A 15218-nucleotide genomic window follows, 5' to 3' on the forward strand; every position below is an offset into this window, starting at 1 on the left:
GCCAGCGCTGGTGGTTGCTGCTTTTTACAGAGAAACCCTCTGCAAAGGCACACAACACCTGCGCTGGCAGCTCTTTTTTTAGGGCCGCGTCAGAGCGACTGCGCCCGTCGGCCTAACGTTTGTGCTGCGCCACCCAGCCGGCGAACAGTTCGACAAACTTCTGCAGGAACGCACGGCTTTGCTCGCCCACGCTGCCATCGGCGTTGAAAAAGCCGTCCTTGGCCTGCAGGAACATCTCCGGCTGCCCCAGCGTGGGCATGTTCAGGTAGGCCAGCACATTGCGCAAATGCTGCTGCGCCAGCGCCGTGCCGATGGCGCCGACCGACATGCCGATCACCGCAGCCGGCTTGCCGTCCCAGACGCTGTGCCCATAGGGGCGCGACCCCTGGTCCAGCGCATTCTTGAGCACGCCGGGCATGGAGCGGTTGTACTCCGGCGTCACGAACAGCACCGCATCGGCGCTGCGGATGGCATCGCGGAACTGCTGGACCACGGCCACTTCGTGGCCGTCGGCGTCCTGGTTGTACAAGGGCAGCTCCCCGATCGCCACCTCTTTGAACTGCACCTGCGCAGGGGCCAGCTTGATCAAGGCATGCGCCAACTGGCGGTTGAACGATGCCTTGCGCAGACTGCCCACGATCACCGCAATTTGGTATTGGCTCATCACAAAACTCCTGGGTTGGGAATGCCAACCATTATGGGCAGCCACCCGCGCCCAGCGCGTGGGCACCGTCCTACATGGCCGCCCGGGCCCGGGCCATCGGGCACAATGCGCCCTGCCTTGCCCTTCGCCCCATCTGCATGACCGTGACCGCCGCTGCCGCCCCCGACTTTGCCCCTGCGCCGCACCTGGCGCTGCAGCAGGTGCGCCTGCAACGTGGCCGCACCACGGTGTTCGACGGACTGAGCCTGTCGCTGGCCGAGCCGCGCATCGGCCTGATCGGTGACAACGGCGCCGGCAAGACCAGTCTGCTGCGCCTGCTGTGCGGCCTGGAAGTGCCCGACACCGGCCGGGTGCTGAGCCAGGGCCAGGACCTGCATGCCGCAGGCAGCCAGCGCGCCCGCTGGGTCGGCATGATGTTTCAGAACCCGGACGACCAGATCATCTTCCCCACCGTGCTGGAGGAGCTGGCCCTGGGCCTGCGGCCACAGGGACTGAGCAAGCAGCAGGCCCAGGCGCAGGCCTTGGCCTTCCTGCAGCAGCGCGGCCTGCAGGACTGGGCCGAGCGCGCGGTCACCAGCCTCAGTCAGGGCCAGCGCCAGCAGGTGTGCTGGCTGGCGCTGCTGCTGGCCGGCCCGCGCAGCCTGTTGCTGGACGAGCCCTACGCCAGCCTGGACCTGCCGGGCCAGGCACGCCTGGCGCGCGACATGGCGCAGGCACCGCAGCAGATCATCGTCTCCACCCACCTGCTGGAGCATGTGCGCCATTTCGAGCGCGTGCTCTGGCTGGATGCGGGCCAGCTGCGTGCCGACGGCCCCGGCGCCACGGTCTGCGCGGCCTACGAGGCCGATGTGCGCCAGCGTCTGCAGTCCCTGGGCAACTGAGCATGGGCAGCCTCTACAGCGAACACCACACCTGGCTGCACGGCCTGCGCCCCGGCCTCAAGCTGGGGCTGATGGCCGTGCTCAGCACCGGGCTGTTCCTGCTGCAGGCCCCCTGGGCCCTGGGGCTGTGCGCCATAGGCTGTGCCGTGCTGTGGTTCAGCCTGGGGGCGGCCACGCGCGTGGCGCGGCGCCTGATCGCCTCGGTGCTGATCGCCGCTGCGCTGATCGCCGTCTTCCACGCCGTCATGGGCCACTACGCGCTGGCAACCGTCAGCGCCCTGCGCCTGGCCTGCGCCTCCACCCTGGGCGTGGCGCTGACGGTCAGCACCCACCCCACCCAGCTGCTGCAGTTGCTGGAACAGCTGCTGGCGCCACTGGGCCGGTTGGGCTTTCCCTCCGAGCGCTTTGCCCTGCAGCTGGCGCTGATGCTGCGCTTCATCGAGCATTTCTTCGTGCAGTGGAAGCTCCTGGACGAGGCCCACCGCCTGCGCACCGGCAAGGGCGGCGGCATCCGCCTGCTGGCCCCGCTGAGCATCCAGATGCTGCAAACCGCACGGCGCGTGGCCGACGCGCTGTACGCCCGCCTGGGCCAGTAGGTTCACCCGGCCTGCAGCGGCGGCCCACCGTCCCCCATCCCGCCATAAAAAAACGCTGCCGAAGCAGCGTTGTGCAAGCAACTCGCCCCCACCGGCCCATGAGGCCGGCCTGGGGCGGGGTGTGCGTGTTCAGTCGCGCACCACCAGCACCGGCACGTGGGCGGTCTGCAGCACGCGCTGCGCCACGCTGCCCAGCACCAGCTTTTCCAGGCCACGGCGGCCGTGCGAGCCCATGACGATCAGGTCGGCACCCACGTTCTCGCCCACGCGCGCAATGCCTTCGTGCACGGCATGGCCCTCGCCCACCAGGGTCTTGACCGCCACACCGGCGTCGGCCATGGTCTTTTGCACGTCTTCCAGCGCCTTGTTGGCTTCGGCGGTGGCCGCGCTCAGGTACTGGGCCTGGCCATAGGCAAAGTCGGCGCCCACGCCCGTGAAGGGATAGGGATCGAGCACGTAGACGGCGGTGACTTCGCTGCCAAAGGCCTTGGCCAACTCGGCGGCCTTGGTCACGGCCAGCATGGAAGTGGCCGAACCGTCCACCGGAACCAGAATGTGCTTGAACATGGATAACTCCTCGTTGTGTGAAACAGGGGCTGGCATGTGCCAGCCCATGGATGCAGTCTGCCCCTGTAGTACACCGACTGTCTTGACGCGTGTCAAATCAGACAGGAACTCAGACTGGATTCTTGCCCTCATCGCCCTGGAAGCACTGCCGGCGGCAGGTCACCACCAGGGTGTCGCGCGCGCCGTGGCGGGCCTCGTCCAGGGGCTGGATGGGGGTGGATTCGTGGATCATGCGGGCATCGTCCAGCAGCATCAGCGACCAGGGCTCGGTCAGGGTGAAGCGCAGCCCGCTGGGGCCGCTGGCCTCGAACACACGGGTCTCGCCCCCCTTCACGCCTTCGCGCCCCACCAGGAACACGGCGACCAGGTCCACGCCGTCGCGGTGCGCACCTTCGGGCGTCGGGCGGCCGATGCCGCTGGCCGTGTCGATGCGGAACTGGTGCGCCTCCACAAAGCAGGGCTCGGCCGGATCGGGCGCAAACAGCTGCTGCGACAGCTGGGCCAGCCTGGCGATCAGCTGCGGCCACACGGCCAGTTGCGTGGTGTGGGCCAGCATGGGCGCAAACCAGCGTTCCATGCCGCCGTGCAAGGCGTTGTACTTGACCGGCTGCCAGTGCGCGCGGTGCGGCACCTGCTGCACGGCATCGCCCTGGACCCGGAAGCTGGCATGGCGGCGAAAGCGATAGCGCCCACCGTCGCGCAGGAATTCATCGGGCGGCAGGGACGCCCAGTCCGGGGTCAGCGCCATCAGGTCCGCCACCTCGCAGCCAATCCAGGCCGCTGTGTCCGCGGGCTGCAGCACGGCGTAGCCATGGTCGCGCAACTGGTCGGCGACGCGGTTGGGGGAATGGTAGGGAGGGGGAAAAGTGACATGGGCCATAGCGCCCCAAGCTTACTCCTCGGCAGCGGCCCCGCCGGGCTGGCGCGCCAGAAAATGCTTGATCTGCCGCAGCCGCGGGGCGGATGTCGCCTTTGAATGAAAATGGCTGCCAGCGCACACCCCACCTGCGTGGGCAGCTATGAAAAACGCCAACCACTGCACGCACCGGGCCCACCCTCGTCTGGAGGTGCCCGGCGCCGGCCTCAGGCGGTGGCGGTCTCGGCCTCCTGCAGCAGGCGCCACATCACCTTGCCGCTGCCGCTCTTGGGCAGGGCGTCAACAAAGGACACCAGGCGCGGCACCTTGTAGGCGGCCATGTTGTCGCGGCACCAGGCGATGATGCTTTCCTCGGTCTCCTGCCCCTGGTGGCTGGCACGCAGCACCACCACGGCCTTGACCGTCTCGCCGCGATAGGCATCCTTGGCGGCGATCACACAGGCCTCCTGGATGGCCGGGTGGCGGAACATCAGCGCCTCCACCTCGGCCGGCCAGACCTTGAAGCCGCTGGCATTGATCATGCGCTTGAGGCGGTCGGTGATGAAGAAATAGCCATCCTCGTCCACGCGCCCCAGGTCGCCGGTGCGGAAGAACCGCTGCCCGTCGATCTCCACAAACACCGCGCGGGTCGCGGCCTCGTTGCGCCAGTAGCCCTGGAAGACCTGCGGGCCGCACACCACGATCTCGCCCTGCTCGCCCACGGGCATTTCCTGCAGCGTGTCGGGGTCGACCACGCGCGCATCGGTGCTGATGAAGGGAATGCCCAGGCACTGCTGCTTGGCATGCTCGGGCGGGTTGTTGTGCGAGGGGGCGGCGGTTTCCGTCAGCCCGTAGCCCTCCTGGTAGCGCAGGCCATAGGCCTCCAACAGCCGCTGCGCCACCGCCTGGGGCATGGCGGCGCCGCCACCGCCGATGTAGGTCAGGCTGCTGAGGTCAAACTGCTGGAAGTTCGGGCTGGCAAACAGGTCGATCACCATGGTCGGGATGTTGGTCCAGTTGGTGACCTTGTACTGCGAGATCAGGCGCCCGGCCAGCTCCCGGTCCCAGCGCGGCATCAGCACCATGCTGCCGCCGGCGTAGATGGTGGAATGCATCATGGACACCATGCCCGTGATGTGGAACATGGGGATGACCGCCAGGGTCACGTTCTCGCTGGTGGCCGCCCCCCACACCGCGCTGGCCACAGCATTGAACATGATGCTGGCGTGCGTGTGCATGCAGCCCTTGGGCAAGCCGGTGGTGCCGCTGGTGTAGGGCAGCACGCTCAGGTCCTGCGGGCCCACCGTCAGCGCCGGTGCGGGCGCAGTGCAGGCCAGCGCCTGCTCCCAGGACACGACCTGCCCGCCATCCAGCTGCAGGGCCGGGCGCTGCATGGTCAGCCAGGCCTGCCAGACTTCGGGCACCGGCTCGCGCTGCGCGGGCGGCAGCAGATAGTCGCCCAGCTGCGTCACCACCACCTGCTGCAGGCCCTGGCCGGCGGGCAAGGCATTGCTGGCCTTGACCAGCTCCGCCCCCAGGTCGGCCGTGGTGATGGCCACCCGGACCTCGCCGTCGGTGATGTAGTGCTTGAGTTCCTCGGCCAGGTTCATCGGATTCACCGGCACCACCACGGCGTTCGCGCGCAGGATGGCAAAGTGCGCCAGCACCAGCTGGGGCAGGTTCTGCATCAGCAGGATCACGCGATCGCCCTGGCGCACGCCGGCACTGTGCAGGTGGGCGGCCAGGCGCTCGGCCCCCTCGGCCAGTTCGCGGTAGCTGACGGTCCGGCCAAAGAAGTGCAGCGCGGGCTTGGACGGGTAACGGCGCGCACTGATCGCCAGGTTGTCCCACAACGAGGTGGCGGGAGGCATCAAGGTCCGGGGGGTGCGACGGGGCCAGTGTTGGAAGTGTGCGCGCATGAAGCAGGTCCGTGAGAGGGTTGCGAATGCCCTGAAACTATCGCCTCCACCCGGGCGGCGCATTCGGGTAGGTCCCCACCCGGGGTCGCGTGCGTGACCCGTTTTCGGGTTTCGCCCTGCGGAACCTGCGACCGAACACGCTGTCATCCAACGCCGCGATCGGCACGGGCTTCGACAAACTGTCACATATGCGGCGCAGCATGCGCTATCCAAGTTGAAGCATGGAGCCCCCGCATGGTGACCGACCCCGCGCAAGCCTGCCGTTTCTGGATGGCCTCGCTGCTCAGCATTGCGGACCTCAATCCCGCGGCGGCGCTACCTGCCCCTCCGCCCCGCCCGCGCGCACCGGGCGTGCGCCCCCCATGGCGCCCGCACCCGGTGTACCTGTATGTGCTGTGGCCCCACCTGGCCCTGCTGCTGTATGCCGGTTGATTTCAATGACCAAAACGGCTTCAGCAGCGCATCTGTATTGCGTTAACAGCTACACAACCAGGAGCTCATCAACCACCAGCACAGCCACTGCCAGCCCGTAGCCGTGGCCGCACGCTCCGGCGGTTGCACACCGGCCCGGCCTCAATCACGCAGGCGCCCTGCCGGCAGGTCCTGCGCCCCCGTCACCACCACATCGTTCCAGCGCGGGGTCTGCACGGACAGCTGACCTTCTTGCACGGCCTGGGCCAGCTGCGCACGCCCCTCGGATGACAGTCCGCCCCAGGCCAACTGCCCCACCCGCTTCCAGCCGCCCTGCGCCTGCGGACCAAACACCTGGCAGCTGGTGGTATAGCCCCCCAGACGGCAGACCAGTGGCAAGGGCGGGCCCTGGCGCTCCAGCGGCAGTTGCAAGACCAGGCAGCGCACATCCTCACGCGGGCAATGCGCCAGATGGTCGCGCAGCGGCGGCGTTTCGATGGCGGCCCACCAGTCCTGCGCCGGGCGTTCGTGCCCTGGCGCCAGCTCCAGGTGGCCGGCCAGCGGCTGCGGCGGGGCCTCGGGCCGCGGCGCGCGCGTCATGCGCTCTGTCGCCACCAGCACCTGGGCCAGCCACTGCGCGACCTCCCCGGTGGCAAAGCGCGCTTCGGACTGCAAGGACTGCAGGGCGGGCAGACCATGGCGGCCATGGTCCCAGCGCAGGCTGTCCAGATCGGCCAGGGACACCGGGGCCGTGGACTGCCGCAGGCGCTCGCGCTGGCTGGCCGCGCCCAGGCGGTAGGGATCGAGCAGCGGCGTGTGCAGCAGCACCAGCAGCGCCAGCACCAGCCAGGACATCGCCGGATTCAGGCGCTGCACGCCCTCCAGCCAGGGACCTTGCCAGCTGCGCACCGCCATCACGGCATAGCCCAGCGCATACACCAGCAGCACCGCGGCAATCACCACCGCCCAGACGCGCTCGTGCGTCCAGCCGTATTGCTGCACACGCAGGCAGACGGCCCACAGGGCCAGCCCTGCCAGCACCGGCATGGCCACCAGGGCGGCACCGATCAGGGCCCGCACTGGCGCGGGATAGGGTTCCTCGCTCGCCGCGCCGTCCTGGTAGACGGCGTTCACAAACAGCAGCATCCACAGCCACACGCCCATCAGCAGCGGCGCGGCCTTGCGCGTCTCCCACAGACTTTGCACCCCCGTGAAAGGCAGGAACAGCACGAACAGTACCACCACCAGCGAAAGCAAGGGCAACAGCAGCTTGCACAGCGCCAGCGCCAACTGCAACAGCATGCGCAACGGTTTGGGCTGGCCGCGGGCCAGCACCAGGCCCACGCCGACCATGCCCCCAGTCGCCAGACAGACGAACAGCGGCTGCGTGAAGGTGGTGACAAACAACTTCACCTTCAGCAGCGCGAACAAGCCCGCCCACAGCCCCAGCACCGACCAGCACAGCCCCACAAATTTGGTGACAAAGCCAATCACCATGGCGTTGTTCCAGGCGTGCGTGAACAAGCTGGCATACGGCACGTGGCGCAGGCTGCGGTGCTGCAGCAGCGCCTGCACCCAGGCCAGGGCCACCAGCAGCAGCGCGCCCTGGGCCAGCAGCCAGGGCCACCAGATGCGGGGCAGCCAGCGATCGCCCATGAACCACACGACGCTGAAGTTCAGCCCCACCGTCACGGCGCCGACCACGGCCAGGCTGGCCCACCACAGGCGGTCGCGCAACTGCAGCGCCGACATCATCGCGAACAGCGAGACCGCCAGCAGCAGCGACAGCCAGGGCGCGCGCACCTGGGGCTCGCTGCCCAGCCAGCCCTGCACAAAGGCATAGACCAGCCCGCCTTGCAGCAAGCCGGTCAGCACCAGCATTTCGCGCGTCAGGCGCGGCAAGGCAGGCAGGGAGGACGTGGCCTCCGGGGACACCGGGGCAGAGGATGGGGCAAAGGACATGGGCAAGGCGATGGCCCGCGCCGAGAGGCGCGGGCCGGGGACAGATGACACAGTGCGCCAGCGTAGCAGCCCTGCCGTGCCACGCCAACCAACAGGCGATGTGCGCCAACGCTGGGACATGGCGGACAGGCGCTCAGATGCCCGGCCCTGACACCACCCCGACCCGCCAACTGGCAGGCCGCAGCGGGCCTGCCGCAGAAAGCCCCGTCACCCCACGGTGGCCCGGGCTGGGGTACGTAGTGCTTAGAACTCGAGGTTGTCGATCAAGCGGGTGCTGCCCAGGCGGGCGGCACCCAGGGCCACCAGCGGCGACGACGGGGCCGCGCCGGCGGCCGGGGGCAGCAGGTCGTCGCGCTGGCGCACGCTCAGGTAGTCGGGCTGCCAGCCCAGGGCCGTCAGGCGTTCCATGGCCTGGGCTTCAAGCTGCGCCAGGGGCTGCTGCGTCTGGCGCACCTGGATGGCCAGCCACTCCAGCTGCGCGTACAGCGCGCGGGCCTGGGCCCGCTGCTCGGCGCTGAGGTAGGCATTGCGCGAACTCAGGGCCAGACCGTCCCCGGCCCGCTCCGTGTCCACCCCGACGATCTGCACCGGCAGCGCAAACTGCTGCACCATGTGGCGGATCACCAGCAGCTGCTGGTAGTCCTTCTTGCCAAAGACCCCGACCCCGCCGCCCGCGGCACCGAACACGCAGGCGAACAGCTTCATCACCACGGTGCACACGCCGGTGAAGAAGCCCGGGCGGAAATGCCCTTCCAGGATGTCCGCCAGCGCCGGATCGGGCTGCAGCTTGAAAGTCTGGGGCTGGGGGTACAGGTCGGGCTCGAGCGGGGCGAACAGCACGTCGCAGCCCTGCGCCTGCAGCTTGGCGCAGTCGGCCTCGAAGGTGCGCGGGTAGCTGTCGAAGTCTTCGTGCGGCAGGAACTGCAGGCGGTTGACGAAGATGCTGGCGACGGTGACATCGCCATGCCCGCGCGCATGGCGCACCAGGGACAGGTGGCCGTCGTGCAGGTTGCCCATGGTGGGCACAAAGGCGGGCCGACCACGGCCGGCCAGGGTCTGGCGCAAGGCCTCGACGGTGTGAACGATCTGCATGGCAGCAATCTCTCTGGGGTGGGAAACGCCCGGTGGCTTACCAGGCGTGCAATTGGTTGTCCGGGAAGCTGCCGGCCTTCACGGCCTGCACGTAGGCCTGCATGGCCCCCTTGATGCTGCCGGCCTCCTGCATGAAGTTGTGCACGAACTTGGGCATCTTGCCCAGGTTCATGCCCAGCATGTCGTGCAGCACCAGCACCTGCCCGGCCGTGCCGTTGCCGGCGCCAATGCCGATGGTGTGGCAGTGCGCCAGCTCCTGGGTGATGCTGGCGGCCAGGGCCGCCGGCACCATCTCCAGCACCAGCATGGCCGCGCCGGCGTTCTGCAGCTCCAGCGACTGCTGGCGCAGCAGCTGCGCGGCGGCTTCGTCCTTGCCCTGGACGCGGTAGCCGCCCAGGGCGTACACGGTCTGCGGTGTCAGCCCCAGGTGGGCGCACACGGGCACCCCGCGCGCCACCAGGAACTCCACCGTGCGGGCCGTCCAGCCGCCGCCCTCCAGCTTGACCATGTGCGCGCCGGCCTGCATCAGGGCGCAGGCATTGCGCATGGCCTGCTCGGCGCTCTCGGCGTAGCTGCCATACGGCATGTCGGCCACCAGCCAGGTCGTGCCCTGGCTGCGGTGCAGGCCGCGCGCCACGCTGGCCGTGTGGTAGACCATGTCCTCCACAGACACGCCCACGGTGCTGTGCCGCCCCTGGCAGACCATGCCCAGGGAGTCGCCCACCAGGATGCAGTCCACGCCCGCCGCATCGGCCACGGCCGCGAAGGTGGCGTCATAGGCCGTCAGCATGGCGATCTTCTCGCCCTGCGCCCGCATGTGCGCCAGGCGCGGCAGGCTGACCGGCTTGCGGGCCGGCATGGGGGATGCGGGGGGGATGGTTCCGTACGGCGTGCCCGTGGGGACACCGCCCTCTATGTGCAATGAAGTCATGTCGGCCAATCAGTTGCGCCACGGTGGCGGGGGCGCTGGCGCCCTGCCCGCCCGGGCTGGTTCAACGAAGCCCCCGGGCACCCAGCGCCCGGGGAACATGGAAAGCGGCTCAGCGCCGGTTCACAGCGTCTGCGTCGGCACCTGGTGGCGCAGCTCGGTCTGGCGGTTGTGTTCGTCGACGAACACCAACTGGGGCTGGTGCTCCGCGACATCGCTTTCGTGCACCTGGGCAAAGGCGGCAATGATCAGCAGATCGCCCACGGCGGCACGGCGCGCGGCCGAGCCATTCACCGAAATCATGCCGCTGCCGCGCTGGCCCTTGATGGCGTAGGTGACGAAGCGCTCGCCGTTGTCGATGTTCCAGATGTGGATCTGCTCGTTCTCAGCGATGTTGGCTGCGTCCAGCAGATCCTCGTCGATCGCGCACGAGCCTTCGTAGTGCAGCTCGCATTGCGTGGTCTTGACCCGGTGGATCTTGGACTTCAAAAGTGTGCGGAACATGGTGTCTCCCTGTCTGTGTCTGTGGCACGCCGCTGCGGGTTGTCACCAAGCACCCACTTGCGCGGCGTCCCTTGTTGCGCCGCCGCATTGTGCACGCGCCGGCCCCGGGGCTCAAGCCCAAAACACCCAGGTTTGTGACGGCCAAGCTTGACGCTGGTGCAGCGATATGGCGCGGCCACCCTCCACCGGCCCGCTAGGATGCGGGGCATGTCCATCCATACCGACTCCCTTGCGCCCCCTATGACCGGGGCCGTCACCGGCGCCCTGCGCACCACCTTGCGCCTCGAAGGGCTGTGCGTGCTGCTGGTCGCCACGGCCTGCTATGCCCGCTACGGCCAGGGCTGGGGCTGGTTTGCCGCGCTGTTCCTGGTGCCGGACCTGGCCTTTCTGGGCTACCTGGCCGGGGCCCGCGTGGGCGCCATCGCCTACAACCTGAGCCACTCCTACATCGGCGCCCTGGCCTGCCTGCTGGCCGGCGTGCTGCTGCCACACCCGCTGTGGCTGGCGGCCGGCCTGATCTGGGCGGTGCACATCGGCTTTGACCGGGCCCTGGGCTACGGCCTGAAATATGCGCAAGGCTTTGGCTTCACGCACCTGGGCCTGATCGGCAAGCAGGCACGGGCCACAAAGGCTGTGCCGCAGGCCCCGAGCGCCACCGCGCAGCGCTGAGGCATGGCCCCGGCCACCGCAACAGGGGCCGGAGCGCACGCGGCGCCCCGCCCCCGTTCACTGCTGCAGCTGGCCCCAGACCTTGTCCAGGCGCTTGGCACTGACCGGGTACGGCGTGCGCAGCTCCTGCGCGAAAAAGCTCACGCGCAGCTCCTCCAGCATCCAGCGGTACTCCTGCATGCGCGCATCCACCTGGCCCTTGCGCTCGGCCACCAGGCGCCAGTAGCGCTGCTCCAGCGGCTGCAGTTCCTTGAGCTTGGCGGCATCGCGCGCCGGATCGGCACGGTACTTGTCCAGGCGTGTGGTGATGGCCTTGAGGTAGCGCGCGTAATGCCCCAGCTGCGCCCAGGGGGCCACGGCGATGAAGTTCTTAGGCATCAGCTTTTGTAGCTGCTCACCCGCGTCCTTCGTGGCTTCCGGGGCATTTTTTGTGTCCTTGATCTTGCGCGCCGCAGCGGCGTACTCGGTCAGGATGGTGCCGGCCATGCGGGCCACCTCGTTGGCGATCAGGGTCAGGCGCCCGCGCCCGTCCTGCACGCGCTGCTGGAAATCCGCCGCATTCGCGGGCAGGGGCTCCTGCAGGAAGGCGCGGTCGATCGCCACATCGATGATCTGGGCGCGCAGCTCCTCCTGCGTGCCCAGCGGCATGTAGGCCACGGCCATCTTCTGCAGGTCGGGGATGTTCTTTTCCAGGTACTTGAGCGCGTCCTTGATCTGCAGCGCAAACAGGCGGCGCAGGCCCACGCGGTGGCGGGCGGCTGCCACCTCGGGCTCGTCGAACACCTCGATGCCGACCTCGCTGCCATGGTCGATCAGCGCGGGAAAGCCGATCAGGGTGGTGCTGCCCTTGCTGATCTCCATCAGCTCGGGCAGCTCGCCAAAGCTCCAGGCGGTGTAGCGCTGCTCGGCCTTCTGGGCCGGCGACTTGGGCGGTGCGGTCTTGTCGTTTTTAGGAGCTGCCTGTGCTTTCCCCCCCTGCGCTGGAGGCTGTTTTTGCTCTAAAGGCTTGGGCACCTCGACGGTGCTGCTGACCTTGAGCGCCGCCAGCGCCTGGAAGGCGCCGCGCGCCTTGGCGCCCCACTCGGCCTTGAGGGAAGCCAGGTTGCGGCCCTGGCCCAGCTGGCGGCCGTGCTCGTCGATCACGCGGAAGTTCATGAACAGGTGCGGGCTGAGCATGTCCAGCTTGAAGTCGGCGCGCTTGACGTCCAGCGAGGTCTCGTCGCGCACCTGCTTGAGCAGGGCCTCGATCAGCCCGCCCTTGGCCCAGCGCTCGGACTGCGTGAACAGCTCGGCCAGGCGCGCCGCGTTCTCGGGCAGCGGCACGAAACGGCTGCGCGGGCGCTGCGGCAGGCTCTTGAGCAGGGCCTGGATCTTGTCCTTGAGCATGCCGGGCACCAGCCACTCGGCGCGCTCCTCGGACACTTGGTTGAGCACGAACAGCGGCACGGTGACGGTGACGCCATCGCGCGCATCGCCGGGGCTGTGCAGGTAGGCCGCGCTGCAGTCCACACCGCCCAGCTTGACCACCTTGGGGAAGTTGTCGGTGGTGATGCCGGCGGCCTCGTGGCGCATCAGCTCGTCCCTGGACAGGCGCAGCAGCTCCGGCTGGCCCTTGCCCGCGGCGCGGAACCACTGGTCGAAGGTGGCGCCGCTATACACATCGCGCGGCAGGTGCTGGTCGTAGAAGGCGAAGATCAGCTCGTCGTCCACCAGCACGTCCTGGCGGCGGCTCTTGTGCTCCAGCTCCTCGACCTTGCGCACCAGCTTGAGGTTGGCGGCCAGGAAGTGCCAGTGCGTGTCCCACTCGCCCTCCACCAGCGCCTGGCGGATGAACTGGGTGCGCGCCGCATCGGGATCGACCCGGCCGTAGCTGACGCGGCGGCCGCTGTAGACCACCAGGCCGTAGAGCGTGGCGCGCTCCAGCGCCACCACGTCGGCCTGCTTCTTGGACCAGTGTGGGTCCAGCAGCTGCTTTTTCAGCAGGTGCGCGCCCACCTCTTCCAGCCACTGCGGCTCAATCGCGGCAATGCCGCGGCCATACAGGCGCGAGGTCTCGACCTGCTCGGCCGCCACGATCCAGCGCCCGGGCTTCTTGCTCAGGTGGGCGCCGGGGTGCGGGTGGAACTTGATGCCGTGCGCGCCCAGGTAGGCATCGCTCTCCTCGCCCTTGTAGCCGATGTTGCCCAGCAGACCGGACAGCATGGACAGGTGCACGGCGTCGTAGCCGGCGGCCTCGGTGTTGATCTGCCAGCGGTGCTCCTTGACCACCGTCAGCAGCTGGGAATGGATGTCGCGCCACTCGCGCACGCGGCGGATGTTGATGTAGTTCTGGCGCAGCAACTGTTCCCACTGGCGGTTGCTGAGCTTGTGCGTGGCGTCCTCCACCGTTTCGGATGGGTTGAACAGCGCCAGCCGCTCCTCCACCGTGCCCTCGGGCTGCGCGCCGCTGGCGCGCTGGCTGACCGGCAGAAAGGCCTGGTTGCGCGCCGAAGGCTTGGCCGCGGGCTTGTGCTGCGCCGCCATCTCCGCGCGCGTCTTGGCCACCACCTTGCCGCCGCGCGCGTCCTGCAGCCATTTCCACAGGCGCAGGTAGCCGGTGAACTCGCTTTTCTCGTCATCGAACTTGGCATGCTGCTGGTCGGCCTGCTGCTGGGCTTCCAGCGGCCGGTCGCGCACGTCCTGCACCGACAGGGCCGAGGCAATCACCAGCACCTCGGCCACGGCACCGCGCGCACGCGCCTCCAGAATCATGCGCCCCACGCGCGGGTCCAGCGGCAGGCGGGCCAGCTCCTGGCCCATGGGCAGCAGGTGGCCGCGTTCGTCCACCGCGCCCAGCTCGGCCAGCAGCTGGTAGCCGTCGGCAATGGCGCGGCCCGAGGGCGCTTCCAGGAACGGGAAGTTCACCACATCGCCCAGGCCCAGCGACTTCATGCGCAGGATCACACCGGCCAGCGAGCTGCGCAGGATTTCCGGGTCGGTGAAGCGGGCGCGGCTGGTGAAATCGGCCTCGTCGTACAGGCGGATGCAGATGCCGTGGGCCACGCGGCCGCAACGGCCGGCGCGCTGGTTGGCGGCCGCCTGGCTGATGGGCTCGACCAGCAACTGCTCCACTTTGCTACGGAAGGAATAGCGCTTGACGCGCGCCGTGCCTGCGTCAATCACGTATCGGATGCCGGGTACCGTGAGCGAAGTTTCGGCCACGTTGGTGGCCAGCACGATGCGCCGACCAGTGTGGCCATCAAAGATGCGGTCCTGCTCGGCCTGCGACAGGCGCGAGAACAGCGGCAGCACCTCGGCACTGCGCAACGCCGGGTAGTTCTGCAGGTGCTTGCGCAGGTGGTCGGCGGCCTCGCGGATCTCGCGCTCGCCCGGCAGGAAGACCAGGATGTCGCCCCCTGCGCCACCCTGCCACAGCTCGTCCACGCCCTCGGCGATGGCGTCGTGCAGGTCGTAGTCCTTCTTTTCCTCGAAGGGCCGCCAGCGCATCTCCACCGGGTAGGTGCGGCCCGAGACCATGATCACCGGCGCAGGCCCCTGGGCGCTTTCGAAGTGCTTGGCAAAGCGGTCAGCGTCGATGGTGGCCGAGGTCACCACCACCTTCAGGTCCGGGCGCTTGGGCAGGATCTGCTTGAGGTAGCCCAGCAGGAAGTCGATGTTCAGGCTGCGTTCGTGCGCCTCGTCGATGATCAGCGTGTCGTAGGCGCGCAGCAAGGGGTCGGTCTGCGTCTCGGCCAGCAAGATGCCGTCCGTCATCAGTTTGACCGATGCGCCCTTTTGCAGCGTGTCCTGGAAGCGCACCTTGTAGCCCACCACCTCGCCCAGCGGGGTGTTCAGTTCCTCGGCAATGCGCTTGGCCACGGAGCTGGCCGCAATCCGGCGCGGCTGCGTGTGGCCGATCAGGTGGCCGCGCACCTGGCCGTGGGCATCGGGCTGCGCATTCAGCTTGCCCCGCCCCAGCGCCAGGGCAATCTTGGGCAACTGCGTGGTCTTGCCCGAGCCGGTCTCGCCACAGACGATGATGACCTGGTGGCGCTCCATGGCCTCCATGATTTCGGCGCGGCGGCTGGAGACTGGGAGTGACTCGGGAAAGGTGATCTTCAAGGACATAAGGGGCGCAATTATCCCCGTACTGCCCCGGCGCTGCAGGCCAGCGCGGCAAAACAAAGGCC

13 protein-coding genes are annotated in these 15218 nt (G+C 68.5%); 4 read left to right on the plus strand and 9 right to left on the minus strand.

Features of this window, described 5'->3' with window-relative positions; translation table 11 throughout:
* Nucleotides 1-112: 112 nt before the first annotated feature.
* Nucleotides 113-664, minus strand: coding sequence for an NADPH-dependent FMN reductase (locus tag KAQ61_RS09335; protein WP_210931597.1), 552 nt, complete (start codon nucleotides 662-664; stop codon nucleotides 113-115).
* A 137-nt stretch (nucleotides 665-801) separates the two neighbouring features.
* Between KAQ61_RS09335 and KAQ61_RS09340 the strand changes: the two genes are divergently transcribed.
* Nucleotides 802-1545, plus strand: coding sequence for an energy-coupling factor ABC transporter ATP-binding protein (locus tag KAQ61_RS09340; protein WP_210931599.1), 744 nt, complete (start codon nucleotides 802-804; stop codon nucleotides 1543-1545).
* A gap of 2 nt (nucleotides 1546-1547) precedes the next feature.
* Nucleotides 1548-2141 (plus strand): energy-coupling factor transporter transmembrane component T family protein, encoded by a 594-nt coding sequence (locus KAQ61_RS09345; RefSeq protein WP_210931601.1) that lies wholly within the window; start codon nucleotides 1548-1550, stop codon nucleotides 2139-2141.
* Nucleotides 2142-2270: 129 nt separating this feature from the next.
* Here the strand turns inward: KAQ61_RS09345 and KAQ61_RS09350 are convergent, their stop codons facing one another.
* From KAQ61_RS09350 to KAQ61_RS09360, 3 genes are all read right to left on the minus strand, one after another.
* Nucleotides 2271-2708, minus strand: a complete 438-nt coding sequence (locus tag KAQ61_RS09350; protein ID WP_042412834.1) for a universal stress protein — start codon at nucleotides 2706-2708, stop codon at nucleotides 2271-2273.
* A 109-nt stretch (nucleotides 2709-2817) separates the two neighbouring features.
* Nucleotides 2818-3588 (minus strand): 2OG-Fe dioxygenase family protein, encoded by a 771-nt coding sequence (locus tag KAQ61_RS09355; RefSeq protein ID WP_210931603.1) that lies wholly within the window; start codon nucleotides 3586-3588, stop codon nucleotides 2818-2820.
* Between the two features lie 203 nt (nucleotides 3589-3791).
* Nucleotides 3792-5483 (minus strand): long-chain fatty acid--CoA ligase, encoded by a 1692-nt coding sequence (locus KAQ61_RS09360; RefSeq protein WP_210931605.1) that lies wholly within the window; start codon nucleotides 5481-5483, stop codon nucleotides 3792-3794.
* 234 nt (nucleotides 5484-5717) lie between these two features.
* On the opposite strand from KAQ61_RS09360, the gene KAQ61_RS09365 reads away from it, so the two are divergent.
* Complete coding sequence (locus KAQ61_RS09365) at nucleotides 5718-5915, plus strand: hypothetical protein (protein WP_210931607.1); 198 nt, start codon at nucleotides 5718-5720, stop codon at nucleotides 5913-5915.
* A 141-nt stretch (nucleotides 5916-6056) separates the two neighbouring features.
* Here KAQ61_RS09365 and KAQ61_RS09370 read toward each other — a convergent pair whose 3' ends face one another.
* The 4 genes from KAQ61_RS09370 to panD form a co-directional block, all read right to left on the minus strand.
* Nucleotides 6057-7907, minus strand: a complete 1851-nt coding sequence (locus KAQ61_RS09370) for a DUF4153 domain-containing protein (protein ID WP_210931609.1) — start codon at nucleotides 7905-7907, stop codon at nucleotides 6057-6059.
* 192 nt (nucleotides 7908-8099) lie between these two features.
* A complete protein-coding gene (panC, locus tag KAQ61_RS09375) occupies nucleotides 8100-8948 on the minus strand; it encodes a pantoate--beta-alanine ligase (RefSeq protein ID WP_210931611.1) in 849 nt (282 codons plus the stop codon).
* Nucleotides 8949-8985: 37 nt separating this feature from the next.
* On the minus strand, nucleotides 8986-9879 hold the full coding sequence (panB, locus tag KAQ61_RS09380) for a 3-methyl-2-oxobutanoate hydroxymethyltransferase (RefSeq protein WP_210931613.1): 894 nt from the start codon (nucleotides 9877-9879) through the stop codon (nucleotides 8986-8988).
* A gap of 120 nt (nucleotides 9880-9999) precedes the next feature.
* Nucleotides 10000-10380, minus strand: coding sequence for an aspartate 1-decarboxylase (panD, locus tag KAQ61_RS09385; protein ID WP_210931615.1), 381 nt, complete (start codon nucleotides 10378-10380; stop codon nucleotides 10000-10002).
* Between the two features lie 207 nt (nucleotides 10381-10587).
* Here panD and KAQ61_RS09390 point away from each other — a divergent pair, with 207 nt between their 5' ends.
* A complete protein-coding gene (locus tag KAQ61_RS09390; RefSeq protein ID WP_244983044.1) occupies nucleotides 10588-11049 on the plus strand; it encodes a DUF4260 domain-containing protein in 462 nt (153 codons plus the stop codon).
* A 57-nt stretch (nucleotides 11050-11106) separates the two neighbouring features.
* On the opposite strand, the gene hrpA is transcribed toward KAQ61_RS09390, so the two are convergent.
* The gene (hrpA, locus tag KAQ61_RS09395; RefSeq protein ID WP_210931620.1) at nucleotides 11107-15156 is read right to left on the minus strand and encodes an ATP-dependent RNA helicase HrpA; all 4050 of its coding nucleotides are present in this window, start codon (nucleotides 15154-15156) and stop codon (nucleotides 11107-11109) included.
* Between the last annotated feature and the right edge of the window lie 62 nt (nucleotides 15157-15218).

It is taken from the genome of Comamonas aquatica (genome assembly GCF_018064205.1).
In the GTDB taxonomy this organism is placed as follows: domain Bacteria; phylum Pseudomonadota; class Gammaproteobacteria; order Burkholderiales; family Burkholderiaceae_C; genus Comamonas; species Comamonas aquatica.

Excerpts from the sequence above, each read along its gene's own strand:
- KAQ61_RS09335 (WP_210931597.1), bottom strand. The coding sequence starts at position 664 with ATGAGCCAATACCAAATTGCGGTGATCGTGGGCAGTCTGCGCAAGGCA.
- KAQ61_RS09340 (WP_210931599.1), top strand. The coding sequence starts at position 802 with ATGACCGTGACCGCCGCTGCCGCCCCCGACTTTGCCCCTGCGCCGCAC.
- KAQ61_RS09345 (WP_210931601.1), top strand. The coding sequence starts at position 1,548 with ATGGGCAGCCTCTACAGCGAACACCACACCTGGCTGCACGGCCTGCGC.
- KAQ61_RS09350 (WP_042412834.1), bottom strand. The coding sequence starts at position 2,708 with ATGTTCAAGCACATTCTGGTTCCGGTGGACGGTTCGGCCACTTCCATG.
- KAQ61_RS09355 (WP_210931603.1), bottom strand. The coding sequence starts at position 3,588 with ATGGCCCATGTCACTTTTCCCCCTCCCTACCATTCCCCCAACCGCGTC.
- KAQ61_RS09360 (WP_210931605.1), bottom strand. The coding sequence starts at position 5,483 with ATGCGCGCACACTTCCAACACTGGCCCCGTCGCACCCCCCGGACCTTG.
- KAQ61_RS09365 (WP_210931607.1), top strand. The coding sequence starts at position 5,718 with ATGGTGACCGACCCCGCGCAAGCCTGCCGTTTCTGGATGGCCTCGCTG.
- panC (WP_210931611.1), bottom strand. The coding sequence starts at position 8,948 with ATGCAGATCGTTCACACCGTCGAGGCCTTGCGCCAGACCCTGGCCGGC.
- panB (WP_210931613.1), bottom strand. The coding sequence starts at position 9,879 with ATGACTTCATTGCACATAGAGGGCGGTGTCCCCACGGGCACGCCGTAC.
- panD (WP_210931615.1), bottom strand. The coding sequence starts at position 10,380 with ATGTTCCGCACACTTTTGAAGTCCAAGATCCACCGGGTCAAGACCACG.
- KAQ61_RS09390 (WP_244983044.1), top strand. The coding sequence starts at position 10,588 with ATGTCCATCCATACCGACTCCCTTGCGCCCCCTATGACCGGGGCCGTC.
- hrpA (WP_210931620.1), bottom strand. The coding sequence starts at position 15,156 with ATGTCCTTGAAGATCACCTTTCCCGAGTCACTCCCAGTCTCCAGCCGC.